This window comes from Rhodococcus sp. PAMC28707 (genome assembly GCF_004795915.1).
Lineage (GTDB): Bacteria > Actinomycetota > Actinomycetes > Mycobacteriales > Mycobacteriaceae > Rhodococcoides.
This window is the reverse complement of sequence record NZ_CP039253.1, coordinates 2,824,911-2,847,420: the sequence shown is the minus strand read 5'-3', so window position 1 is coordinate 2,847,420 and position 22,510 is coordinate 2,824,911. Positions and strand designations below refer to the sequence as shown.

General features: G+C 62.7%; 21 protein-coding genes. 10 read left to right on the top strand and 11 right to left on the bottom strand.

Going from position 1 to position 22,510, the window contains the following annotated elements; all coding sequences use genetic code 11:
* Positions 1 to 24: 24 nt before the first annotated feature.
* Positions 25 to 477: a hypothetical protein gene (locus tag E5720_RS12905; RefSeq protein ID WP_136170983.1), complete on the top strand. Its 453-nt coding sequence runs from the start codon at positions 25 to 27 to the stop codon at positions 475 to 477.
* On the opposite strand, the gene E5720_RS12900 is transcribed toward E5720_RS12905, so the two are convergent.
* Positions 445 to 1,113 (bottom strand): lysoplasmalogenase, encoded by a 669-nt coding sequence (locus E5720_RS12900; RefSeq protein WP_136170982.1) that lies wholly within the window; start codon positions 1,111 to 1,113, stop codon positions 445 to 447. The two genes, E5720_RS12905 and E5720_RS12900, sit on opposite strands and share 33 nt — an antisense overlap.
* Before the next feature lie 542 nt (positions 1,114 to 1,655).
* On the opposite strand from E5720_RS12900, the gene E5720_RS12895 reads away from it, so the two are divergent.
* Both E5720_RS12895 and E5720_RS12890 read left to right on the top strand, forming a co-directional pair.
* Positions 1,656 to 3,443 (top strand): hypothetical protein, encoded by a 1,788-nt coding sequence (locus E5720_RS12895; protein ID WP_136170981.1) that lies wholly within the window; start codon positions 1,656 to 1,658, stop codon positions 3,441 to 3,443.
* The gene (locus E5720_RS12890; RefSeq protein WP_136170980.1) at positions 3,433 to 4,032 is read left to right on the top strand and encodes a class F sortase; all 600 of its coding nucleotides are present in this window, start codon (positions 3,433 to 3,435) and stop codon (positions 4,030 to 4,032) included. Before E5720_RS12895 ends, E5720_RS12890 begins: the two co-directional genes overlap by 11 nt.
* Before the next feature lie 15 nt (positions 4,033 to 4,047).
* Here the strand turns inward: E5720_RS12890 and pyrE are convergent, their stop codons facing one another.
* From pyrE to E5720_RS12850, 8 genes are all read right to left on the bottom strand, one after another.
* The gene (pyrE, locus tag E5720_RS12885) at positions 4,048 to 4,596 is read right to left on the bottom strand and encodes an orotate phosphoribosyltransferase (protein ID WP_084345867.1); all 549 of its coding nucleotides are present in this window, start codon (positions 4,594 to 4,596) and stop codon (positions 4,048 to 4,050) included.
* A gap of 64 nt (positions 4,597 to 4,660) precedes the next feature.
* Positions 4,661 to 5,236 (bottom strand): LemA family protein, encoded by a 576-nt coding sequence (locus tag E5720_RS12880; RefSeq protein WP_136170979.1) that lies wholly within the window; start codon positions 5,234 to 5,236, stop codon positions 4,661 to 4,663.
* A gap of 61 nt (positions 5,237 to 5,297) precedes the next feature.
* Positions 5,298 to 6,086: an SDR family oxidoreductase gene (locus E5720_RS12875; protein ID WP_210730054.1), complete on the bottom strand. Its 789-nt coding sequence runs from the start codon at positions 6,084 to 6,086 to the stop codon at positions 5,298 to 5,300.
* A 103-nt stretch (positions 6,087 to 6,189) separates the two neighbouring features.
* Positions 6,190 to 7,011 carry a hypothetical protein gene (locus E5720_RS12870; protein ID WP_136172666.1) on the bottom strand — a complete coding sequence of 274 codons (822 nt, stop codon included), beginning with the start codon at positions 7,009 to 7,011 and terminating at the stop codon, positions 6,190 to 6,192.
* Between the two features lie 67 nt (positions 7,012 to 7,078).
* Complete coding sequence (locus tag E5720_RS12865; protein WP_247595949.1) at positions 7,079 to 8,056, bottom strand: DUF5666 domain-containing protein; 978 nt, start codon at positions 8,054 to 8,056, stop codon at positions 7,079 to 7,081.
* Between the two features lie 76 nt (positions 8,057 to 8,132).
* Positions 8,133 to 10,679: an ATP-dependent chaperone ClpB gene (gene clpB, locus E5720_RS12860; protein ID WP_136170976.1), complete on the bottom strand. Its 2,547-nt coding sequence runs from the start codon at positions 10,677 to 10,679 to the stop codon at positions 8,133 to 8,135.
* A gap of 96 nt (positions 10,680 to 10,775) precedes the next feature.
* The gene (locus E5720_RS12855; protein ID WP_136170975.1) at positions 10,776 to 11,399 is read right to left on the bottom strand and encodes a response regulator transcription factor; all 624 of its coding nucleotides are present in this window, start codon (positions 11,397 to 11,399) and stop codon (positions 10,776 to 10,778) included.
* Positions 11,396 to 12,580, bottom strand: coding sequence for a sensor histidine kinase (locus E5720_RS12850; protein ID WP_168708347.1), 1,185 nt, complete (start codon positions 12,578 to 12,580; stop codon positions 11,396 to 11,398). Before E5720_RS12850 ends, E5720_RS12855 begins: the two co-directional genes overlap by 4 nt.
* A gap of 155 nt (positions 12,581 to 12,735) precedes the next feature.
* Here E5720_RS12850 and E5720_RS12845 point away from each other — a divergent pair, with 155 nt between their 5' ends.
* The 3 genes from E5720_RS12845 (at position 12,736) to E5720_RS12835 (ending at position 15,768) form a co-directional block, all read left to right on the top strand.
* Positions 12,736 to 13,848 carry an FtsX-like permease family protein gene (locus E5720_RS12845; RefSeq protein ID WP_247595948.1) on the top strand — a complete coding sequence of 371 codons (1,113 nt, stop codon included), beginning with the start codon at positions 12,736 to 12,738 and terminating at the stop codon, positions 13,846 to 13,848.
* On the top strand, positions 13,845 to 14,531 hold the full coding sequence (locus E5720_RS12840) for an ABC transporter ATP-binding protein (RefSeq protein WP_136170974.1): 687 nt from the start codon (positions 13,845 to 13,847) through the stop codon (positions 14,529 to 14,531). The genes E5720_RS12845 and E5720_RS12840 overlap by 4 nt, the downstream gene beginning before the upstream one ends.
* 73 nt (positions 14,532 to 14,604) lie before the next feature.
* Positions 14,605 to 15,768 carry an FAD-binding oxidoreductase gene (locus E5720_RS12835; protein ID WP_136170973.1) on the top strand — a complete coding sequence of 388 codons (1,164 nt, stop codon included), beginning with the start codon at positions 14,605 to 14,607 and terminating at the stop codon, positions 15,766 to 15,768.
* Here E5720_RS12835 and E5720_RS12830 read toward each other — a convergent pair.
* Positions 15,765 to 17,324, bottom strand: a complete 1,560-nt coding sequence (locus E5720_RS12830) for an acyl-CoA synthetase (protein ID WP_136170972.1) — start codon at positions 17,322 to 17,324, stop codon at positions 15,765 to 15,767. The genes E5720_RS12835 and E5720_RS12830 overlap by 4 nt on opposite strands.
* 22 nt (positions 17,325 to 17,346) lie before the next feature.
* Positions 17,347 to 18,375, bottom strand: coding sequence for an LLM class F420-dependent oxidoreductase (locus tag E5720_RS12825; protein WP_136170971.1), 1,029 nt, complete (start codon positions 18,373 to 18,375; stop codon positions 17,347 to 17,349).
* A 67-nt stretch (positions 18,376 to 18,442) separates the two neighbouring features.
* Between E5720_RS12825 and E5720_RS12820 the strand changes: the two genes are divergently transcribed.
* From E5720_RS12820 to E5720_RS12805, 4 genes are read left to right on the top strand one after another with little or no spacing between them, the layout of a single operon-like run.
* The gene (locus E5720_RS12820) at positions 18,443 to 19,405 is read left to right on the top strand and encodes an OB-fold nucleic acid binding domain-containing protein (RefSeq protein ID WP_136170970.1); all 963 of its coding nucleotides are present in this window, start codon (positions 18,443 to 18,445) and stop codon (positions 19,403 to 19,405) included.
* Positions 19,406 to 19,416: 11 nt separating this feature from the next.
* Positions 19,417 to 20,466 (top strand): thiolase domain-containing protein, encoded by a 1,050-nt coding sequence (locus tag E5720_RS12815; protein ID WP_136170969.1) that lies wholly within the window; start codon positions 19,417 to 19,419, stop codon positions 20,464 to 20,466.
* A complete protein-coding gene (locus tag E5720_RS12810; RefSeq protein ID WP_136170968.1) occupies positions 20,467 to 21,636 on the top strand; it encodes a thiolase domain-containing protein in 1,170 nt (389 codons plus the stop codon).
* Positions 21,633 to 22,493, top strand: a complete 861-nt coding sequence (locus E5720_RS12805) for a TIGR03619 family F420-dependent LLM class oxidoreductase (RefSeq protein WP_136170967.1) — start codon at positions 21,633 to 21,635, stop codon at positions 22,491 to 22,493. The genes E5720_RS12810 and E5720_RS12805 overlap by 4 nt, the downstream gene beginning before the upstream one ends.
* Positions 22,494 to 22,510 lie beyond the last annotated feature (17 nt).

Below are 22,510 nucleotides of genomic sequence, written 5' to 3'. Positions count from 1 at the left end.
TAATGGGTCGTCGAGGAGATTTCGGTGAATCACGAAAAAGTTCTGCGCTCGGTTGCCTTCGTCGCTGTCGGCTACCTCATCGTGTTGATCATCTGGGCCGGCTTGCTGCGATCGCATACACCGCCCGGGACTCTTCCCTACCAAATTGTCGGTCTGGTTGCCGGATTCGGTACGGCGCTCGGGTTGGCCATGATGGTCGCCAACCGCCCTACTGCCGAACAGCGACGTCTGGCCAAGAATGGCGTCGAAGGCTGGGCGACGGTCGAGGCGAGTCGAAGGCTCGACGAAAGGTCGATGGAACTCGACTTGGCGTTCACCGTTCCCGGTTCGGATTCCTACGTCGGCAGAATCGTCTATTCGATACCCCCGTCGGAGACTGCGCGATTCGAAACCGGTCGAACCCTGCCGATCATGGTCGACCCGACAAACCACCACCGCGTACTGCTACTGCCTGTTGAATCCTTCGACGAGAAGTAGCTGAGCTGCCGAGTACGTGGCCAGAATTGCACCTTCGACGATCCGGCGAGACACCGTGCTCGAAAGATAGAGCCGCCGGTACACGATCAACGCGTCGGAAACGGTGAACAGAATTCCGCCCAGCGCCTGCCAGGAACGCGGATCGGAATTCGGCACCACGACGCCGGCAAATACATCCGCTCCTGCAGCGGATGCTGGATCTGCCGCCAACGTCGACATAGCTGCCAGAGTCACGCCGTATGCGGCCAACCCCGGAGCCACCTCCGGTGACTTTCTTACCAACTGTGTCGACGCCACCGCCCACCCGGTGACGCGCGGTACGGCAGCGGTAACGGTCGGTCGATTGCCTGCCGAAGCGAGAAGGACGCAATAGCAACCCTGCATCACGGCGAAAGCTCCGGCTCCGCGCAGAATTTTGGAATCGTCATCCGGATCGATCAGTAGAACGTCCCCGACTGTTGCGGCCGCGAGCGCTACCCCGAGGACCGGCGAGAAGCGGCGCATCCCGAGTGCGAGCGCAGGGACGAGGAGTGGCTTGGCCGCCCGGTGCAGAGTCTCGTTTCCGGTGATCGCACCGATCACCGTCGCGACGGCAGCCGAACCGAATGCAACCCGTGAGAACGTCGTTCGTTTCATCGGACTTGTTTCCTCCATCGTCGGTTGAGCTGAGCAGATATGTGATGCCGACCTTGAATGCTCGATCGCAGGCCCAGGGTTGTCATGGTGATAGTTGGACGCGCGAGAGAACACGTGGGGATTACGATGCGCCGAAAGCATGCAGAGCACGCCGGGACGCCCCGGTCACCTCATCTTGCCGAGCGGAACCCACTGGTTCGCCGCTCGGACGGCACTCAGCCCACCATAAAGACCACCGACTTCACCCTGCTGATCCTGATGCTGCCGGTAGCTGCGCGGATCGGCATGTCCACCCTCGCCGCCGCATCTACGAGGTACGGAAATCACAGTCGACCATCGCCGCAGCTCAGCCACCCAAACCACTTCAGTCACAGACGTCCCACACGTAACACTTCGATAACCAAACCGGAAGTAAAGCTTTGAAGACCGTCAGGTCCGTTACGGTCTTGGAACGCTCGTATGCATGTCTCACTAACCTAAATTCCGTGTCGGGGCGGAAATACAGCGGCTCAGACCGCTACCGACTGAAGGGCTCCACATATATGTCGCACAAATCGATCTCTCGGTCTCGGCGTGCCCGCATTGCCGCGGCCGGCGCGGTAGTCGCAATGTCGTTGACGGTCGCCGCACCCGGCATCGCCTACGCCCAGGACGATTCGACTACACCTCCCAGCGTCAGCGAAGAGACGACACCGACCGACGAAACGGCCCCGGATACCGGCGAGAGCGCATCCGAGAGCGTGGTGCCCAACGCCGCCGTTCCTGCGGCCAACGAGGGTGACGCCGCCGAGGTCGGACCGATCGTTCCTCTCGAGGCACCGTCCGCCGAGCGCCCACTGCCTCAGGTCACGGCCGGCGTAGTCATCAACGAAGACGGCACCGCGACAATCGACGTCACCGTCGTCCCGCAGCTCTCCGAAGCGGAGAAGAAGGCGCTCGCCGACGCCGAGATCGCCAGCAAGGCCGCCGCGGAAGCCTCGGTCGCCGCCCAGACTCGCTACGACGCAGCCGTCGCCGCAGCAGCAGCCTCGAACACCGCCGCAGCCAAAGCCGAGCTCGATGCCGCAGGCGCCGCACTGAGCGCGACCGACGCGACGAAGGCAGCGGAAGCGGCCAACATTGCCAGCATCGCCGCCTCCGCCGCAGCCACCGCAGCCAAGAACGACAAAGCAACGTTGGATGCCAAGGTTACCGAAACGAAGACTGCCGCTGATAAAGCGAAGACAGAAGCCGCGGCCGCCGAGAAGAAGGCAACCGACCTAGAGGCCGCCGCAGCCGCAGCCGGTGACCCCGACGCCGTCGCAGCCGCCGCCGAAGCACGGGCAGAGGCCGACGCGAAAGCAGAAATCGCGTTGACTGCACAAGCCGACTTCGACAAGTCGACGACGGAATTGCGCGAGTCCGTGGCCGCCGTCGAAGAAGCGTTCAAGAAGTTCAACCTCGCGAAGGTGACCGCAGCAGTCCGCGCGGCAGTGGCTACCGCAGCCCGCTCGGCGTCACTGGCCGTCGAGGCCAGAGCGACTGCAGAAGCGTCTGCCGCTGCAGACGCCAGAGCAACAGAACTCGAAGCCGCCGCTGGGGCGAGCTCGGACGAGGCCGCTGCGGCAACCAAGGCCGCCGAGGAAGCACGGGCCGCCGCAACCAAGGCCGCGGCAGATCTGAAGACAGCGGAGGCCGAAGCAACAGCTGCAGCCGAAGCTGCCGCAACCGCCGGTGACAACGTCGCCGATCTGGAAGCAAAAGCGACCGCAGCAGCCGCTGCGCTCACCAAGGCAAGAGCAGACGCCACCGCCGCGACGGAGAAGGCCGACGCGCTCGCAGCCACCGCGGCCACCGCGGAAGCAGACGCAAAGACCAAAGCCGAGGCAGTGACCGCAGCGAAGGCCGAGGCTGCAACGGCCAAGACCGCCGCCGAGACCGCAGCCAAGGCCGAAGCAGACCTGAAGAAGAAGGCCGCCGACCTCGCCGCCAGTGGCCCGAAGCTCAGCTTGACCATCAACCTGGGCGGCACCGCTCACGACGAGGTCGACAGCACCAAGGTCGACGAGACCACCGTGGTCGTCGATGAGACCGGCGTCGAACTGATCGGTGTCTTCAACGAGGACGGTTCCTTCACAGTCGCCGACTACTTCACCACGAACGACCAGGGCGTCATGACGGTTGCCGGTGAATTGCCTGCCGTCGATCTTGCACTGGGCGATTCGGCGTCGAGCGGTTCTTCCGACTCCAACACTCTTCCGGCGATCCTTGCCGGTGTCGGAGTCGTCGCCGTGGCCGCGGTCGGTGGCGGACTGTACCTGCGTCGCCGCAACGGTGCCGATGCTTCGTAGATCCATCTGGGTTACTACCGCGGCCCTGCTCATCGCTGTATCCGGTTGCGCAAGTGACGGTTCCGACGTGATCAGCCCCAGCGGGGAGTCGGTGGAGGCGCAGATTTCTGCGCCTTCACCGACTGCCGCGGTCGTCGATCCGGCCCAGCCCGACGCCATCGAACTGCGATCGTCCGACGGCGTCACCTACATGAGCAGCCCGGTCAATCCCGACGGCCTCTTCCGCGGAGGAGACAGCGGGCAGGTACTGAATCCTGTCGACGAGCGACCTGCATGGTGGGCCGAGAGCGGGCTACCGGGGACCGATGCGCAACAGACCGTAGTGGTTGTGGGCCACAACTATTCGAAGAAGGACGCACCTTTCAAGGCGCTCGGCGTCGCACAGCCGGGCGACCGAGTCGTACTCGATACCCCCAACGGGGTTCTCGAGTACGCAGTGGAAAGCGTCGGCCCACTGCCGAAGGGTTCACTACTGGGCGACAACGACCTTCGCCGCTCGGTGCCGGGAAGGTTGATCCTCGCGAACTGCGACGTGCGCGGCGGCGAACCGACGAACGACAACTTCATCGTGGTGGCGCAGTTGCAATAGCTGAAAACCGAGGCCCTACAGCCCTAGATCTCCCAGTCCGAGGAGCGAACGATACTCGAGCCCCTCGGCGGCAATGACGTCGTCCGCACCAGTTGCCCTGTCCACCACGGTGGCAACTCCGACGACCGTCGCACCCGCCTCCCGCAGCGCAGCGACGGCAGTAAGTGGCGAATTGCCGGTGGTTGTGGTGTCTTCGACAACCAACACGCGCTTGCCGACAATGTCGGGTCCTTCGATCTGGCGCTGCATTCCGTGCGCCTTCGCAGCCTTCCGCACGACGAACGCGTCGATCGGACGACCCGGCGCATGCATGACTGCGAACGCAACGGGATCGGCGCCCATCGTCAACCCGCCGACCGAGTCGAAATCCCAATCCGCGACCAGTTCGCGCATCAACGAACCGATCAGCGCGCTCGCTCGGTGGTGGAGCGTCGCACGGCGTAGGTCGACGTAGTAGTCGGCCTCTTTCCCCGAGGACAACGTCACCTTGCCGTGGACGATGGCAAGTTCACGTACGAGCCCGGCCAGTTCGGCCCGCTCGGCATTGTCGGCGCTGATGGCCATGGAGAAATCCCTTCGGTCGTCTCCGAAGAATCTACCGACTCCGCGTCGCTCGACCGACAGAGGATCAGGCAAGCTGCGCGGGCAAGTCCTCCGGTTGTTCACCGGCCGACGCGGCATGCTCGACGAACGGTTCCGGATCCGGCACCTTCAACGCTTTCGCTACCAGCCTCGACGGAAAAGTCGTACGCGCCAGCGAGAGTCGATATGCGTTGTCGTTGTACACCCGCACTGCGCCTGCGATCCGCTTCTCGGTCGTCTCCAGATCCCCGGCGGGACCTTGGAAGGCCCAACTGGTCTTGAGCGTGGGATGCATGTCCGATTCCGCGAGCACCGAGTGCACTGCGGCGGACAGCGCATTCTCCGCGGCAGCCTGTGTGTTGAGACCCAGTTCGCGCTCGCGGACCGCTTTGGACCACGATCGAGCACCGACCAGGGCACGAACTGTTTTCGGATCGAGCCCCGAGGACTCGACGGCAGCGATGAACGGCTCCAGCTGAACGTGACGGCGATCGAGTTCGACGGTCACGAGATATCGACTCGCCGCGGTACGCGAGGTATAGCGGCGAACCCGCCGTTCGAGGCTCGCCGTGTAGGCAAGGAGAACGAGTACGAGGATCGCAAGAACCACAAAAACAGTCACGAGGTATGAATTTATCGGTGTTCGGCCCGACACGCCCGCAGGCTCGCCCGCGTCGCGCGAATTAGGTCCGTCCGCGTCCTCGCCCGACAAGGTTGGTCAGCTTCCGGACCGCACTTTTGGGCACCTTGCTGCCGACGGCCGTCAGTACTTTGTACTGTGCGCCAGGAATGCTGATGACCTTGCCCTTGTCCAGATCCTTCATAGAGGTCTGCACGACCTGCTCGACGCTCAACCACATGAATCTCGGGATCGAGGACATTTCGATACCCGCCCGCTGATGGAACTCGGTCTTGATGAAACCAGGGCACAGGGCTTGGATCTGAACACCGGTGCCGGCGAGACCACCGGACAATCCTTCGGAGAACGAGATGACGTATGCCTTCGACGCCGAGTAGGTGGAGCCTCGTCCGGCCAACAAGCCGGCAACACTCGCAACGTTGATCACTGTGCCCTTGGCCGCGGCAACCATCGACGGAAGCGCTGCTCGGGTGAAGTGCATGACGGAGGTGACATTGACGTCCAACTGCGACTGCAGCAGTTCGGGGTCCGCGGTCCAGAATTCACCCGAGGTACCGAAGCCCGCGTTGTTGACCAGATACTCGACGCCCAGTTCCAAACGCGCGATCACGGCCTCACGCCCAGCCGAGGTTGCCAGATCCGCGGCAATGATCTCCGAGTTCGCACCGAATCCGACGCGCAGATCGTCGGCGAGGGCTCGCAGCTTCAACTCGTTGCGAGCGACGAGCACGAGGTCGTAGCCACGCGATGCCAGATGACGTGCAAATTCGCCGCCGAGTCCCGAAGTAGGACCGGTGACTAGCGCGACGGGGCGCGATGCGGGTGCGGACACAGGTTCGATCGACTCAGCAGTCATAGACGTGAAGGCTATCTGCTCGACGCCACTTGATGGCGTCTTGAAAGAACCCGGCGTCGTTCCGATCGATCATCGGTCCTCAGGACTCGCGTCGACGCCGTTCTGCATCGCGATTGATCGGGGTCGGGCCACTCGGGCGTCGCGGCGGGTCCACGGGTGCGGATACGGGCGGGCGCGGAGCCTGCCGGGCGGCGGGTGTGGGTGCGGGTGCGGGTGCCTGCGGACGGTTCGGCGCATGCCCGCCCGCGTCGATGTCGGGGCGGCGACGCGGCACGTCGGGTCGGGGGGCTGCCTGGCGGTTCCGGACGGGCGGCAGCACGTGGAGAAGTCCCGACAGTCTGGCCACGGCGTCGATAGCGGCGTCCCAATCACGACCCGTGCTGCTCAGCGGCACCGACCCCAGCGCCCATTCGCTTTCGCTCCACAGCAACGACACGTGTGCCGGGACGGACTCGGTGAAGGCCGCCATGCGCTGGTCGCAGACCCGGCGAGCGATTTCGATATCGGTGGCGAACACGACGCGCGGGCCGATCGCCCCGAGCAACTGCATGTCCTTCTCACGCGGAGGCGGAGTCGACTTGAGACGAAGATCGATATCGACGTCGGACCCGACGGGACGCTTGACTGCCACGATGGTCGAAGTCTCCTCGACGTCGAACAGCACGAACTTCTCGCCCCTGCGCACGCCTCGGACGACGTCGAGAGCAATCGCATCGTCGAGTTTGGCCAGCGCCGCCCGATGGAAGTGCGAGATCAGTTGATCATCCGTCGGGGCGTACGTATAGCCCTGGGCCTTCGCCCACATCTGTCGAACTCGCCCGAGCTGGTCGCGGCGCGATCGATCGACATAGAGAAGGGCGACCGCACCCGCGAGCGCAATCACTGCTAGTCCGAACCACATTACCGTCATCGGTGATCACCTTATAGCGTGCTGGTTGGGGTGCCTGCGTCGATGGAGCCGGGAGGGTTCAGCCACCGAATTTGGGCACTTCGATGATGACCTCGGCCGTGATGGAACCGCCTTCGACAGGTGCCCCATTGACGACGACCAAGGATCCGACCTTCAAATCGGAGAGGTCGAATCCCGAGAGGGAGATGACTTCGGTTTTCGGGGTCGTAGTCACCGTGACCGGAGCTCCGTCGACACCGTTGATCGAGATGGTGGCGCCGTCGATCGCGGTGATGGTTCCGACCGCAGCACCGGCCCCACCGAGGACCTCCGGAATCCCACCGGGCACGAGTCCACCGGGCGCCGAAGGAACGACGGGCGCGCGACCCGGTGTACTGGGCAGCGGCGCCGAACTCTGAGGCAGCGTCCTGGTGATTCCGGGCGACGCAGTGACCTCGGAATCGGAAGACCGGTTGGTGAGAAAGAGAATACCGGCGAGTATCACGACGGCAAGGACTGCCAGTGCAAGGAGAGCAACGAGCCACTTGTTGGACGAATCACCGCCGGAACCACCCGAAGATTTGTCTCCCTCGACCGGCGTCTCCCCCGTGTAACCGGGAGGCTGACCATACTGCTCCGGGTTCACCGCGTACTGCTGGTTGGCGGCGTACTGCTGGTTGGGGTCGTACGGGGGCATGGCCTGAGTCGGGTTCGGCTGCTGTTGATAGGGCTGCCCGTACCCCTGAACCTGTGACTGTGGAAAGCCGAACTGCTGAGTGGGCTGATCCGGATACGGTTGACCCGTCGGATAAGGCTGTGAACCTGGGTAGGGCTGTGAACCTGGGTAGGGCTGTGTACCTGGGTAAGGCTCACCCGGTGGATAAGGCTGGGAGTCCGGGTACTGCTGATACTGCTGACCACCCTGGTTTTGCTGGCGTTGCCAGACCTCGGTGGGCTGATCGTTCTCGGATCCCTCGGGCGGCGGGTTCGCGGTGCCATCTGCCCAGGACCGATCGCTGCCCTGCGGCCGATCACGCGGCTCATCCGGATTCGTCATGTTCACGAGGGTACGTCCGAAGTAGGGCCCACCGGAAAGTATCCGGTCGGCCCTCCTTCCATCAGCGAAGCGTCCGTCAGCTCAGGATCAGCTGATCCCCGTCGGGATTCACGTCCACCGAGACGGCGTCGCCGTCGCGAACCTTGCCCGCCAACAGCAGCTTGGCAAGCTGATCGCCGATTGCCTGCTGGGTCAGCCTGCGCAGTGGACGAGCCCCGTACATGGGGTCGTAGCCGCGCGACGCCAGCCACATCTTCGCCGCCGGAGAAACCTCCAGCGTCAATCGTCGAGCAGCAAGACGCTTGGCCAATTGGCCGAGCTGGATGTCGACGATCGACTCGAGCTGTTCCTCGGACAAAGCGTCGAACACGACGACGTCGTCGAGGCGGTTGACGAACTCCGGCTTGAACGCTCGACGGACCGCATCCATGACCTGATCCTTGTCACCACCTGCCCCGAGATTCGAGGTGAGGATCAATATGGTGTTGCGGAAGTCGACCGTGCGGCCCTGGCCGTCGGTCAACCTGCCCTCGTCGAGCACGGCGAGCAGGATGTCGAAGACGTCCGGGTGCGCCTTCTCGACCTCGTCGAACAGCACGACGGTGTACGGACGCCTGCGGACTGCTTCGGTGAGCTGCCCACCTGCTTCGTAACCGACGTAACCCGGAGGTGCGCCGACCAGTCGCGCCACAGCGTGCTTCTCGCTGTACTCGCTCATGTCGATGCGAACCATTGCGCGTTCGTCGTCGAAGAGGAAGTCCGCGAGCGCTTTCGCGAGCTCGGTCTTGCCGACGCCAGTCGGACCGAGGAACAGGAACGATCCTGTCGGACGGTTCGGATCGGCGACCCCGGCGCGTGCTCGCCGGACCGCGTCGGACACCGCTTGGACGGCATCTTTCTGGCCGACGACACGCTTACCCAACTCGTCTTCCATGCGCAGCAACTTCGCTGTCTCACCCTCGAGCATCCGGCCTGCGGGAATTCCGGTCCAGACCGCGACGACATCGGCGACGTCGTCCGGGCCGACCTCTTCCTTGAGCATGAGCCCTTCCTGTGCGGGCGTCGACTCGGTCTTGGCTGCGAGCTCTTTCTCGAGAGTCGGGATCCTGCCGTAGCGCAACTCCGCGGCCTTGCCTAGATCGCCGTCGCGCTCGGCGCGTTCGGATTCACCGCGCAGGTTCTCGAGCTCTTCTTTGAGAACACGCACGGAGTCGATGGCCGTTTTCTCGTTCTGCCAGCGGGTGCTCAACTGGTTGAGCTTCTCCTGGGAGTCCGCCAACTCCGCACGTAGCTTCTCGAGCCGAGCTTTCGACGCGTCGTCGGTTTCCTTCTCGAGTGCCATCTCTTCGATCTCGAGCCGACGAACCGACCGTTCCACCTCGTCGATTTCGACGGGTCGCGAGTCGATTTCCATGCGCAGCCTCGACGCAGCCTCGTCGACCAGGTCGATTGCCTTGTCCGGTAGGAACCGTGCGGTGATGTAGCGGTCGCTCAATGTGGCGGCAGCAACGAGAGCCGAGTCGGTGATGCGAACGCCGTGGTGCACCTCGTACCGTTCCTTGAGGCCACGCAAAATTCCGACGGTGTCCTCGACCGAGGGTTCGCCGACGTAGACCTGCTGGAATCGACGTTCGAGGGCGGCATCCTTTTCGATGTACTTGCGGTACTCCTCGAGTGTCGTGGCTCCGACGAGTCGCAGTTCACCGCGGGCGAGCATCGGCTTGATCATGTTGCCGGCGTCCATTGCGGACTCACCGCTCGCGCCTGCGCCGACGATGGTGTGCAGCTCGTCGATGAAGGTGATGATCTGTCCGGCCGAGTTCTTGATGTCGTCGAGTACGGCCTTGAGCCGCTCCTCGAACTCACCGCGGAACTTGGCGCCCGCGACCATCGAGCCGAGGTCGAGCGACACCACGGTCTTGCCCTTCAGGCTTTCCGGCACGTCGCCGGCGATGATCCGCTGCGCAAGTCCCTCCACGATGGCTGTCTTGCCGACACCGGGCTCGCCGATGAGGACGGGATTGTTCTTGGTACGGCGCGAGAGGACCTGGACGACGCGCCTGATCTCGGTGTCGCGGCCGATGACCGGATCGAGCTTGCCTTCGCGAGCCTGAGCAGTCAGATCGGTGCTGTACTTTTCGAGGGCCTGGTAGGTGCTCTCGGGATCGGCGCTGGTGACGCGCGCACTCCCCCGGACGGCCTGGAATGCGTCACGCAGCTCGTTGGCGCCCGCACCGTGGCCGGTGAGGAGGTTGGCGACATCGGAACCACCGGTCGCGAGGCCGACCATCAGATGTTCGGTGGAGACGTACTCGTCGTCCAGTTCGGTCGCCAGTGCCTGTGCTGCGGTGATGGCCGCAAGCGCCTCACGTCCGAGCTGCGGAGTGGTTGTCGAGCCTGTAGCGGAGGGCAGGCGGTCGACCAATTTTTGTGCTTCGGTACGCACTGCAATCGGGTCGACACCGACGGCCTTCAACAGGGGCGAGGCGATGCCGTCCGTTTGGTCCAGCAACGCCACCAACAAATGCGACGGGCGAATATCCGGGTTTCCCGCTGCGGACGCGGCTTGCAGAGCGGCACTGAGCGCGGCCTGCGTTTTCGTTGTGGGGGTGAAGCTGTCCACTGGTCACCTACTTTCTCGACTGAGCGTTTCGTGTGTCGCTGGATGTAACACTACTCAAGTTGAGTCTGTTCCGCTCAAGTTCGCTGATGCGCTCTTTCAGCGGCGCATCAGCCCGCGAGAAGTCGCGGCGGCAACCGCCGAGGTCCGCGAATCCACGCCCAACTTGGTGTAGATGTGCGCGAGGTGAGACTTGACCGTGGCTTGACTCAAGAACAATTTCTGACTGATCTGCAGGTTGGAGAGGCCGTCTGCCACCAACCCCAGTACCTCGATCTCCCGCAGAGTCAGCGCGTTGTCCGGCGTCCTCATCCGGTCCATCAGTCGTGAGGCGATCGAGGGTGCGAGCGCGGACTTGCCCGATGCCGCGGTGCGAACCGCAGCCGCGAGCTCCTCGGGGGGTGCATCCTTCAGCAGATAGCCCGCTGCCCCTGCCTCGATCGCGGCAAGGATGTCCGCGTCGGTGTCATAGGTCGTCAGCACCAACACATGCGGCCCGTTCGGGCGAGCACTGATCACCGCGATAGCTTCGGCACCGTGCATTCCGGGTCCGAACTGCAGGTCCATCAGCACCACGTCCACATCGAGCTCGGCGGACACTTCGATCGCTTCCTCGGCGGTCCGTGCCTCGGCGATCACCTGAAAGTCGGGTTCGGTCTCCAATACGGCCCGCAACCCGGCGCGCACAACCGGGTGATCGTCTGCCAGCAGAAGGCGAATCATGCTCGCACCTCCAACGACAAAGTGACGGCGATAGCGGTGCCCTCGCCGGGGGCGGTCTCCACCACCATCGTCCCGTTCAACGAGCGGGCTCGCGCGCGCATCCCCGGTAGCCCGAATCCTCGATCTGTGCGCGGTGGAAGCGCATCGGGATCGAAACCCACTCCGTCGTCGACGACATCGAGGGCGACCTCGGTGTCCATATAGCTCAGCGTCACCGCCACTCGGTCGGCATTACTGTGCTGAACGGCGTTGGCGAGGGCAGATTGCGCGATCCGAAGCAATGCGACCTCGTGCGCGATCGGCAGCGGAACCGGTGTGCCGGACAGCGTCCAATCGACTACCGGTCCACCTGTATGAAAGGCATTGGCGCACACGCGTTCCAAAGCTGCGGACAACGAACTGTTCTCGAGGTCGGGTGGGGTCAGGGCTCGAACGAAACGCCGCGCTTCCTCCAGATTGCTCACTGCCGTCTCCCGTGCATGGACGACGTGTTCTCGCGCTTCGTCCGGCCGTTCGGGGAGCATTCGTTCCGACGCACGCAGCAGTAACTGGATACTCGACAGACCCTGAGCCAAGGTGTCGTGAATTTCGCGGGCGAGACGCTCGCGCTCTGCGAGGGCCCCTGCCGAGTGCTCGGCCACTGCCAGTTCTCCGCGGGTCGCAGTGAGCTCCTCGATGAGCCTGCGCCGCTGTTCACTCTCGCGGTAAAGAGCGTCGTAGCCGAACACCACTGCAACGGCGACCGTCGCTCCGAGCGCCGGTCCGATGACGACTCCGACAGTGAGTGCACCTTGATGCCAGGAGAAACCACCGATTGCCGCGATCGTCGTCGCCACAACTGCGGTCAGCCCCCATTTGGGGGACAGCAGGTGTAATTGCAGAAAGTAGAGCGGAAACGCGACGTAGACGGCCTCCGGACTCAACACGAGCAACGCGATCCACAGGACACCTACCGCTACCAACCACTGCGCGGCCGCCGATCGAGAGGTCCGTGCCCTCGGCCACAACGCACCTGCCGTGTACACCGCGCCGAGAAGCACCGCGATGACGACAATCGCGACCACGTGCGGCGCATCGTCCAGAACCGCTCGCACGATCGAAAGCGCAACCAATGCGACGAACATCAGATGGAGGCAGCCGCGTAGTACGCGACCGAGTGGGGTGAGCGACGACGGATCCATAGATACCCCAGCTTATCGAGTTCGACCCCGAAACTGCATCGTCCGAAAGGTGTAGCGGGCCCTCCCCCTAACGGCTTCACCTATGCAGTCTGCCGGTCGATGCCGTCCACACCGATTCCGACCAGAGTTGATCTCAGTCACCGGGACCCGATTCGGTGGCACGCAAGGAGAGGCAAAAAGTCGTGTTCGTCGCCTGGAGAGATCTACTGTTCGCCAAGGGGCGGTTCGCCCTGATGGGTACCGTCATCATCCTGATCACCATGTTGGTCGGCCTGTTGTCCGGGCTCACTGCAGGGCTCGGTAAGGAAAGCACGTCGGCCATTACCGGCTTGTCCGCGGACCGTCTGGCATTTTCCCAACCTGCCGAGGGTAAGTCGGTGTCGTTCACCGACTCCAAAGTCACAGAATCCATGTGGCAACAATGGTCGAGCGTCGATGGGGTCGACCGAGCCGATCCACTCGGCATCACCACCACCAAGGCCGAGGCCGGTGAGCACAGCGCTGCAATCTCTGCGTTCGGCGTACAGCAAGGCTCGGCCCTGGCACCGGAATCGGACCGCATAGTTCCCGGAACTGCCGTGCTGTCGACTTCCGCAGCCGACGAGCTCGACGTGAGCACCGGCGACGACTTCAGCCTCGGTGGGCAGCGTCTGACCGTCGCAGCGATCGATGGCGACGCGTCCTACAGCCACACCCCGGTGATTTTCATGGACCTGGCAGCTTGGCAGACTCTGACCGGCGGCTCGTCCACCGGCCCTCTGTCGGCCACCGTGATCGGCTTGACCACCAGCGGCGACACTGCAGACCTGGCCGCAGCCGACACTCAGATCGGCACCGACACCGTGACCACGTCCGATGCCAAATCTGCAATCGGTTCCTACACCTCGGAAAATGGTTCGCTGCAGCTGATGCGCGCTTTCATGTTCGCAATATCAGCCCTGGTCATCGGTGCATTCTTCACCGTGTGGACCATCCAACGCACCGGTGACGTCGCCGTACTCAAAGCCCTCGGCGCGTCCACCGGCTACCTGTTGCGAGATGCGCTCGGCCAAGCAGTCGTACTTCTGGTCGCAGGCACTGCAATCGGAACCGCACTGGCCGCCGGCGTCGGAGCGCTGGTCGGCGGGACAGTCCCGTTCGTACTCGATATCGGCACGGTGGCACTGCCCGCACTGGTCATCATCATCCTCGGCGCGATGGGCGCCGGGTTGTCCATCAACCGCATCACCTCGGTTGACCCACTTACTGCACTCGGGAGCGCACGATGAGCTTGAACCTGACCGACATCACTCTGACCTACCCTGACGGCGCCGGACGCCTGACCGCCTTGGACAGCGTCGACTTGACCGTCGAAAAGGGCACGATGACAGCGATTATCGGACCGTCCGGCTCCGGGAAGTCCAGTCTGCTCGCCGTCGCCGCAACCTTGATCACGCCAGATCATGGTCAGGTTGTCATCGATGGAGTATCGACGAAGTCGCTTTCCCGCGGCGACTTGACCACTCTGCGCCGCAACAAGGTCGGCATGGTTTTCCAACAACCGAACCTGCTTGCCTCGCTGACCGCAGCCGAGCAGCTACAGGTCATCGCACACATCAACGGTGACTCTCCGCGGGCTGCGAAAGAAAAAGCGTTGGCGTTGCTCGACTCCGTCGGGCTGAGCAAGGAAGCCGACAAGCGACCGAACCAACTTTCCGGTGGTCAACGTCAGCGGGTCAACATCGTCAGAGCCATGATGAACGACCCCGCGGTGTTGCTCGTCGACGAGCCCACCAGCGCGCTGGACCGAGAACGCGGTGCGGCAATCTTGGACCTCATCACCACCCTGACGCACCGAAACGCGACCGCTACAGTGGTCGTCACACACGACCACTCTCATCTATCCGCCATGGACAATGTCGTCGAAATCATCGACGGAGTTCTGCGGACCTCGGTGAAGAGCGGCGCCTGATCGAGGAGAGGTCGACTATCGTCACCTCCGTTCGTCTATTTTGGTAGGCGGCTACTGGGACGGAGGTTGGTTCATGCAGGACGAGCGAACTACTGCCCTGATCCGGGCCGGTTTCAAATCGGTGCAGTCCGCCGAGGATGGTCCGGATCGGTTGGCTCGCTCCTTTTTTGCGCACCTGTTCGCACAGAATCCGGACTTCCGGACGCTCTTTCCGGTCTCGATGGATCAACTTCGTCGCCATTTCGTTCTTGCGCTGGGCTACATATTCGACAACCTCGACAAGACGGACCGGGTCGAACCGTTTCTGGAGCAGCTCGGACGCGATCACCGAAAGCATGCAATCACCGGCTCGCACTTTCGTGCAGGGCAGTCCGCGCTCATTGCAGCCTTCCGTGGTTTCGTAGGTAACGAGGTGTGGACCGAGGAAGTCGAAGCGGCCTGGACCGACACGCTCGATGCAGTGAGCCGCAGCATGGCGGTAGCAGCGGACAACGACGAATTGCCTCCGTACTGGGGTGCAACCGTCGTCGAGCACCACCGAATACTCGACGATCTGGCGATCATTCGACTGAAGGTCGACGAGCCGATTCCCTACTACCCGGGCCAGTACGTCAGCGTTCGGATTCCACAGCGCCCCAATCTGTGGCGATACCTTTCACCGGCGATACCGAGTAATCCGCAGGGGGAGATAGAATTTCACGTTCGTCGCGTCTCGGGAGGATGGGTCAGTCCGGCCATGGTCTCCGAGGTGTCGGTCGGCGACAGATGGGCGATAAGCCCTCCGCTCGGCGGCATGTCGATCGATCGAAACAGCCCCGAGGACGTGCTGATGATTGCCGGCGGAACCGGTATCGCGCCGCTACGAGCGCAGATCATGGACATGGCATTGCGCAGCACCAACCCACGCGTTCATCTGTTCGTCAGCGGCGTGTACCCATGCGATCTGTACGACATCGAAACGCTGTGGCAGATTTCGCTGTCGAATCCATGGCTGACGGTGATTCCGGTAACCGAGGATTACGAAGACCCATGGTGGCACTCCGGTCCGACGCGTGAACTGCCGTGGGGAATGCACCGTCAACTCTACGGTCAGATCAGCACTGTAGTAACGCAATTCGGATCATGGGCAGATCGACAGATTCAGATATCCGGGTCTCCCTCGATGGTGCGTACGACCATGTACGCACTGCGCAGAAACGGTACGCCGATGGAGCACGTGCAGCACGATCCGCTCTAGATGTTGCTGCGCCCCTGCCAGTACGGATCCCGCAGTGTGCGCTTGTACAACTTTCCGTTCGGATCTCTGGGCAGCTGGGCTGCGTAGTCCACGGACTTCGGCAGCTTGAACTTGGCCAAACGCTCACCCGCGAATGCCATGATCTCCTCGGTGAGTTCGTCACTGGGCTCGACACCCGACTCCGGCTGTACGACGGCTTTGATCTCCTCACCCCAATCCACATGGGGTACACCGAATACCGCGATATCGGCGATCTTGGGGTGGTTGATCATCTCACCCTCGATCTCTGCGGGGTAGATGTTGACTCCCCCGGAGATGATCATGTCGGACTTACGATCACACAGGAAGAGATACCCGTCCTCGTCGACGTAGCCGATGTCGCCGAGCGTGAAAAGGTCACCCACTCGCGCTTCCGCGGTCTTCTTCTCGTCGTGGTGATATTCGAAACTGGAGCCACCCATCCGCATGTAGATCTGCCCCGGCTCACCCACCGAAAGTTCGCTTCCGTCGTCGCCGAGCACCTTGACCACGGAGTTGGGCCATGCAGTGCCCACCGATCCAGGTTTGCGCAACCATGCTTCGCCCGAGATGACGGTCCCACCGCCCTCCGTTGCTGCGTAGTACTCGGTCACCACAGGCCCCCACCACTCGAGCATGCGTCGCTTGACCTCGAGCGGGCACGGCGCAGCACCGTGGATCATGAAGCGGAGCGAGGACACGTCGTACTGCGCTCGCGTGGCTTCCGGTAACGCCAGTAAGCGGTGGAACTGTGTCGGGACCATATGGCTGTGCGTGACGCGGTGGCGGTCGATCAAGGCGAGCATCTCTTCCGGATCCCACCGATCCATCAGGATTACTTTCTGCCCCAATTGAATCGAAATAACTACGAAGTTGAGAACAGCCGTGTGATACAACGGCGACCCGCAGATATGCACGTGATCGTCGAAGGGCTTGATCCCGAAGATTCCGAAGAAGCCACTCGATGCGAGTGGCACCTGGTCGGGGTCGGCGCCGGTGAGCGGGCGCCTGACACCTTTCGGCTTTCCTGTCGTTCCCGAGGTGTAGAGCATCGGCCCACCCAGGGTGCGGATCTCCGGCCGTTCCTCGGACTCGCCGAGATCCTGCAGGGGGGTGAAACCGTCGATGGCGCCAACGGAAAACCGGCCTTCGACCCCGGATTCCTCGGCGGCGAAAGTCGCTGCTTCCGCGAAACGATCCGATGCAACAAAGGCTTTCGCCTCACTGTCCTTCAATATGTACGCAACCTCGGGTCCGGTGAGGTGCCAATTGACGGCGACGATGTACAACCCGGTCTGCAAGGCCGCGAAATAGAACGCGACGAGGTCGGCACTGTTGTGCAACATCATCACGACGCTGTCACCGGGCCGGAGACCAATATCGTGGAGGCCGCGTCCGTATTTGTTTGCTGTGGAGGCCAACTCGCCGAAACTATGTTCGCCGCCGATCGGATCCACCAGGGCGATTCGATCCGGTTCCTCGGCGGCGATGTTCCACAATCCACCGCCTCGAGTCTGCGTATTGGTGTCGACGGTCATAGCTCCCAATCTAGAACGCGTTCTACCCCTTGAGCAAGGACCCGAGTTCATGTACTCGATCTGCAGTATCTGCCGTCACCAGAAGCATCGTGACGCCCGCATCCTCCCACCGCTTCACCTCTTCGCGGACGTAATCGGCATTTCCGATGATCATAGTTTCGGCAACCATCTCGTCGGGCACCATCGCTGCGGCCTCGTCCTTACGCCCGGACTGATAGAGCTTGCCGATTTCGCCGACTTCGTTGTCGTAACCCATTCGGTTGTACACCTGGGCGTGAAAGTTCAATTCCGGCGCGCCCATGCCTCCCACATACAGCGCGATGGTCGGCTTGAGCCGTGCGATGGTGGCAACTCGATCGTCGGTGAGCACTACCTGGCAGGTGGCAGCAACCTCGAAATCGGCCCGGCTGCGTCGCGCACCCGGGCGTGCGAACCCCTCGTCGAGCCACCCGTTGTACATCGATGCAAGCCGCGGCGAATAGTAGATTGCCAGCCAACCGTCGGCGATCTCCGCGGCGAGGGCAATGTTCTTGGGGCCTTCTGCACCCAGCCAGATCGGCAGATCCGCGCGCAGCGGATGCGTGATCGGCTTGAGCGGCTTGCCCATTCCCGTTCCGTCTAGAGGCAGCGGATAATGCGGGCCAGCACTGGTCACCGGCGCTTCGCGGGTGAGAACCTGCCGCACGATGTCGACGTATTCCCGAGTACGAGCCAGGGGTTTGGCGAACGGTTGCCCGTACCACCCCTCGACAACCTGGGGACCCGAGACGCCCAGACCCAGGATCGCCCGCCCTCCACTCAGGTGGTCCAGCGTCAAGGCGTGCATGGCGCAATTCGTCGGTGTACGAGCAGACAACTGCGCAACCGAAGTTCCGAGCTGCACCGATTTCGTCCGCGCACCCCACCACGCCAACGGAGTGAACGCGTCCGAACCCCAGGATTCGGCGGCGAAGATGGCGTCGAAGCCGGCGGCCTCGGCCGCGTCGACCAGTTCTCCGGCACCGGAAGGAGGCTGTGCACCCCAGTATCCGAGCTGCAATCCGAGCTTCATTCGCGAGCCTTCCCGTAGCGCGGCCTTGCCACCATAATGAGAACCTGTTCTACTGAAAAATGTGACTATGGTGAGTACACCACTCAGCGCGCCCTTGAACAACGCCTTCGACTACACCCGCTCTGTCGGGCCTACCATCGGGGCATTTTTGACGGGCCTGCGCCGCAAGCAAATAATCGGCGGACGAGGAAGCGACGGGCGGGTGTACGTACCCCCACCCGAATACGACTCCGTCACAAAAGAACCCGTCACCGACTTCGTCGACGTCGGTTCCACAGGCACCGTAACTTCTTGGTCCTGGGTAGAGACTCCCTACGACGACCACCCTCTCGATCGACCTTTCGCCTTTGCGCTGATCCAGCTCGACGGCGCCGATACCTCACTCCTTCATGCCGTCGACGCAGAGTCCTCGGATCGGATGTCCACCGGAATGCGCGTCCGCGCCCGATGGGCGCAGGACCGCACCGGCGACATTCACGATGTCGTGTGCTTCGAACCTGCCGAGCGAGCGGAAGAGTCCGGACCGGAACCCGAAAATGCGTCCGGGGAACCCGTCGAGATGATCACCACCCCCGTCCGCCTCGAGTACACCCACACTGCCTCGGCCGAGGAAAGCTACTACCTCCGTGGTCTCGCCGAAGGGCGCTTCATCGGGGGTCGGACAGATTCCGCCGGCAAGGTCTACGTCCCGCCGCGTGGCGCGAGCCCGACGGACGGTCGGCCGACGACGGAGAAGGTCGAACTACCCGATCACGGCATCATGACGACCTACTGCATCGTCAATGTGCCGTTCAAGGGCCAGAAGATCAAGCCCCCGTACATTGCGGCATATGTACTTCTCGACGGCGCCGACATTCCGTTTCAGCATTTGATTCTCGAATGCGATCCAGCGGAAGTTCGGATGGGAATGCGGGTCGAGGCCAAGTGGAAGCCGCGCGAGGAATGGGGTTACACGCTCGAGAACATCGAGTACTTCCGGCCGACGGGTGAACCCGACGCCGAGTACGACACCTACAAGCACCACCTCTGAGGGGCGAGAGCATGACCGATATCGCAGTGGTGGGCTTCGCACAGGCACCGAATGTCGCACAGACGGCGGGTACCACCAACGGCGTCGAGATGCTGGTTCCATGTTTCCAGCAACTTTACGCCGAGTTGGGAATCACGAAGTCCGACATCGACTTCTGGTGCTCGGGTTCTTCCGACTACCTGGCCGGCCGAGCATTTTCTTTCATTTCCGCTATCGACGCCATCGGTGCGGTCCCGCCGATCAACGAGTCTCACGTCGAGATGGATGCGGCATGGGCACTGTACGAGGCCTGGGTCAAACTGATGACGGGCGAGGTCGAGACAGCGCTGGTGTACGGCTTCGGAAAGTCGTCGGCGGGAACTTTGGCAAAAATCCTTGCGATGCAACTCGATCCCTATCTAGTGGCTCCGCTGTGGCCGGACTCGTTGTCCATCGCCGGACTCCAGGCGCGTGCCGGGATCGACGCCGGGAAGTGGGACGCGCGAGCAATGGCCGAGGTCGCCGTCCGCAACCGTGCCAACGCGCATCCGTTGGCACAGTTGTCCGGCAACCTCGACATCGAGAAATTGCTGCAGGCGGACTACATCGCCGATCCCCTGCGCGCACACGATTGCGCGCCGGTGACCGACGGAGCATCGGCGATCGTCCTCGCTGCGGGTGATCGTGCGCGTTCTCTCCGCGAAAACCCAGCATGGATAAGCGGAATCGAGCATCTGATCGACTCACCGAACTTCGGGGCACGGGATCTGACGACGGCCCCGTCGGCATACAACGCCGCCGTGAAAGCGTCGGGCGGTGATCTTGCCGGCATCGAACTGGCCGAACTACACGCACCGTTCACCCATCAGGAACTGATTCTGTCCGACTGGCTCCCCGAGACCGCGACGATCAATCCGTCCGGTGGCACGCTGGTGGGGAACCCGATGTTCTCCGCCGGGCTCGAACGAATCGGCCATGCGGCGTCGAGGATCTTCGACGGCAGTGCCGGTCGGGTTCTCGCGCATGCAACGAGCGGCCCACTGCTACAACAAAACTTGGTTGCCGTCATGGAGGGAAGATAAGTGAGCAAGCAACCCGCTGCGGTACTGGGTACCGGCCAGACTCACTATGTCGCCAAGCGACACGACGTCTCGATGTCAGGACTCGTGCGCGAGGCGATCGACCGCGCGATGATCGATGCCGAAGTGTCGTGGGACGACATCGATGCGGTCGTCATCGGTAAGGCGCCCGACCTGTTCGAGGGCGTCATGATGCCCGAGTTGTTCATGGCCGACGCCATCGGCGCCACCGGCAAGCCGCTCCTGCGCGTCCACACTGCCGGTTCGGTGGGTGGCTCGACGGCCATCGTGGCGTCGTCGTTGGTGCAGTCGGGCGTACACAAACGTGTTCTCGCCGTAGCTTGGGAGAAGCAATCGGAGAGCAATGCCATGTGGGCCCTGTCGATTCCGGTGCCCTTCAATATGCCCGTCGGTGCAGGCGCCGGGGGATACTTTGCGCCGCATATCCGCTCGTACATCCGCCGTTCGAGTGCACCCGAGCACATCGGCGCGATGGTGGCGGTGAAGGACCGGCTCAACGGGAGCCGGAATCCCTACGCACACCTCAAGCACCCGGACATCACACTGGAATCGGTTCAGGCGTCACAGATGCTGTGGGACCCCATCCGTTACGACGAAACGTGCCCGTCGTCCGATGGGGCCTGCGCGGTGGTGATCGGCGACGAGGCTACTGCCCACGCACGCGAGGCGGACGGCAAGAAGGTCGCCTGGATCCACGCTACGTCGATGCGCACCGAGCCGACGACGTTCGCCGGTCGTGACCAGGTCAATCCGCAGGCGGGCAGGGATGCGGCTGCGGCACTGTGGAAAGCAGCAGGAATCACCGATCCCCTCGAAGAGATCGACGTCGCTGAAATCTATGTTCCGTTCTCGTGGTTCGAACCGATGTGGCTCGAGAACCTCGGATTCGTACCGGAGGGTCAGGGATGGAAACTGACCGAGGCAGGCGATACCGCCATGGGCGGTAAGCTCCCGGTCAACTGCTCCGGCGGCGTTCTGTCGTCCAACCCCATCGGGGCGTCGGGAATGATCAGGTTTGCCGAGGCCGCAATGCAGGTTATGCACCGCGCGGGCGACCACCAGGTGGACAATGCCAAGAAAGCCCTCGGCCACGCCTACGGCGGAGGGTCCCAATATTTCTCGATGTGGGTCGTAGGGAGCGAACAGCTATGAAGTACACGGTCGGTATTGCAATGACACCGCTACACGAACTGCCGGCACTGGCGAAGACGGCCGAGGAGTGCGGGTTTTCCTCGATCGCGCTGCCGGATTCGCTGTTCTACATGGAAACCCAGTCGACGGACTATCCGTATACACCTGATGGCTCACGAATGTGGAATGCCGAGACCCCCTGGGTCGATCCGCTCATCGCGGCGGCAGCGATGGGCGCGGTGACCTCGACCATCGAGTTCTATACCCAGGTCCTCAAGCTCGGGTCTCGCAACCCGGTTCTGCTTGCCCGCCAGGTAGGTTCGGTTGCTGCACTGACCGACAACCGGTTCGGATTCGGTGTCGGGATCGGCTGGGCTCCTGAGGAATTCGAATGGTGTGGGGCGCCGTACGCCAAGCGTGGCAAACGAGTCGACGAGATGATCGAGGTCATCAAGGCGATCCTCGACGGCGGCATGGTGGAGTACCACGGAGAGTTCTTCGATTTCGACAAGCTTCAGATGAGTCCGGCACCGACGAAGCCGGTTCCGTTCTATGTCGGCGGGCACAGCGATGTGGCGCTACGACGCGCCGCTCGGGTGGGTGACGGGTGGACATCGGCGATGATCAAGTTCGACGATCTGGTCGCAGTCATCGCCCGCCTGCGCGAACTCCGAGAGGAGTACGGCACGGCCGACAAACCGTTCGAGATCCAGACCGTGTGCATCGACCGCTTCGGTAAGGACGGTTACGCCGAACTCGAAGATGCCGGTGTCACCGACATCATCTCGGTGCCGTGGATATTCGACGGCATCGGATTCGACGGTCCGCTGGAAGCGAAGCAGGACTCGCTTCGGAAGTTCGCGGAGAAGTTCATTTAGACGCCCTACACATACGA

Coding starts and splice junctions, on each gene's coding strand:
- E5720_RS12900 (WP_136170982.1), bottom strand. CDS start 1,113: ATGAAACGAACGACGTTCTCACGGGTTGCATTCGGTTCGGCTGCCGTC.
- E5720_RS12895 (WP_136170981.1), top strand. CDS start 1,656: ATGTCGCACAAATCGATCTCTCGGTCTCGGCGTGCCCGCATTGCCGCG.
- E5720_RS12890 (WP_136170980.1), top strand. CDS start 3,433: ATGCTTCGTAGATCCATCTGGGTTACTACCGCGGCCCTGCTCATCGCT.
- pyrE (WP_084345867.1), bottom strand. CDS start 4,596: ATGGCCATCAGCGCCGACAATGCCGAGCGGGCCGAACTGGCCGGGCTC.
- E5720_RS12870 (WP_136172666.1), bottom strand. CDS start 7,011: ATGTGGTTCGGACTAGCAGTGATTGCGCTCGCGGGTGCGGTCGCCCTT.
- E5720_RS12865 (WP_247595949.1), bottom strand. CDS start 8,056: ATGACGAATCCGGATGAGCCGCGTGATCGGCCGCAGGGCAGCGATCGG.
- E5720_RS12855 (WP_136170975.1), bottom strand. CDS start 11,399: ATGATTCGCCTTCTGCTGGCAGACGATCACCCGGTTGTGCGCGCCGGG.
- E5720_RS12850 (WP_168708347.1), bottom strand. CDS start 12,580: ATGGATCCGTCGTCGCTCACCCCACTCGGTCGCGTACTACGCGGCTGC.
- E5720_RS12840 (WP_136170974.1), top strand. CDS start 13,845: ATGAGCTTGAACCTGACCGACATCACTCTGACCTACCCTGACGGCGCC.
- E5720_RS12835 (WP_136170973.1), top strand. CDS start 14,605: ATGCAGGACGAGCGAACTACTGCCCTGATCCGGGCCGGTTTCAAATCG.
- E5720_RS12830 (WP_136170972.1), bottom strand. CDS start 17,324: ATGACCGTCGACACCAATACGCAGACTCGAGGCGGTGGATTGTGGAAC.
- E5720_RS12825 (WP_136170971.1), bottom strand. CDS start 18,375: ATGAAGCTCGGATTGCAGCTCGGATACTGGGGTGCACAGCCTCCTTCC.
- E5720_RS12820 (WP_136170970.1), top strand. CDS start 18,443: ATGGTGAGTACACCACTCAGCGCGCCCTTGAACAACGCCTTCGACTAC.
- E5720_RS12815 (WP_136170969.1), top strand. CDS start 19,417: ATGACCGATATCGCAGTGGTGGGCTTCGCACAGGCACCGAATGTCGCA.
- E5720_RS12805 (WP_136170967.1), top strand. CDS start 21,633: ATGAAGTACACGGTCGGTATTGCAATGACACCGCTACACGAACTGCCG.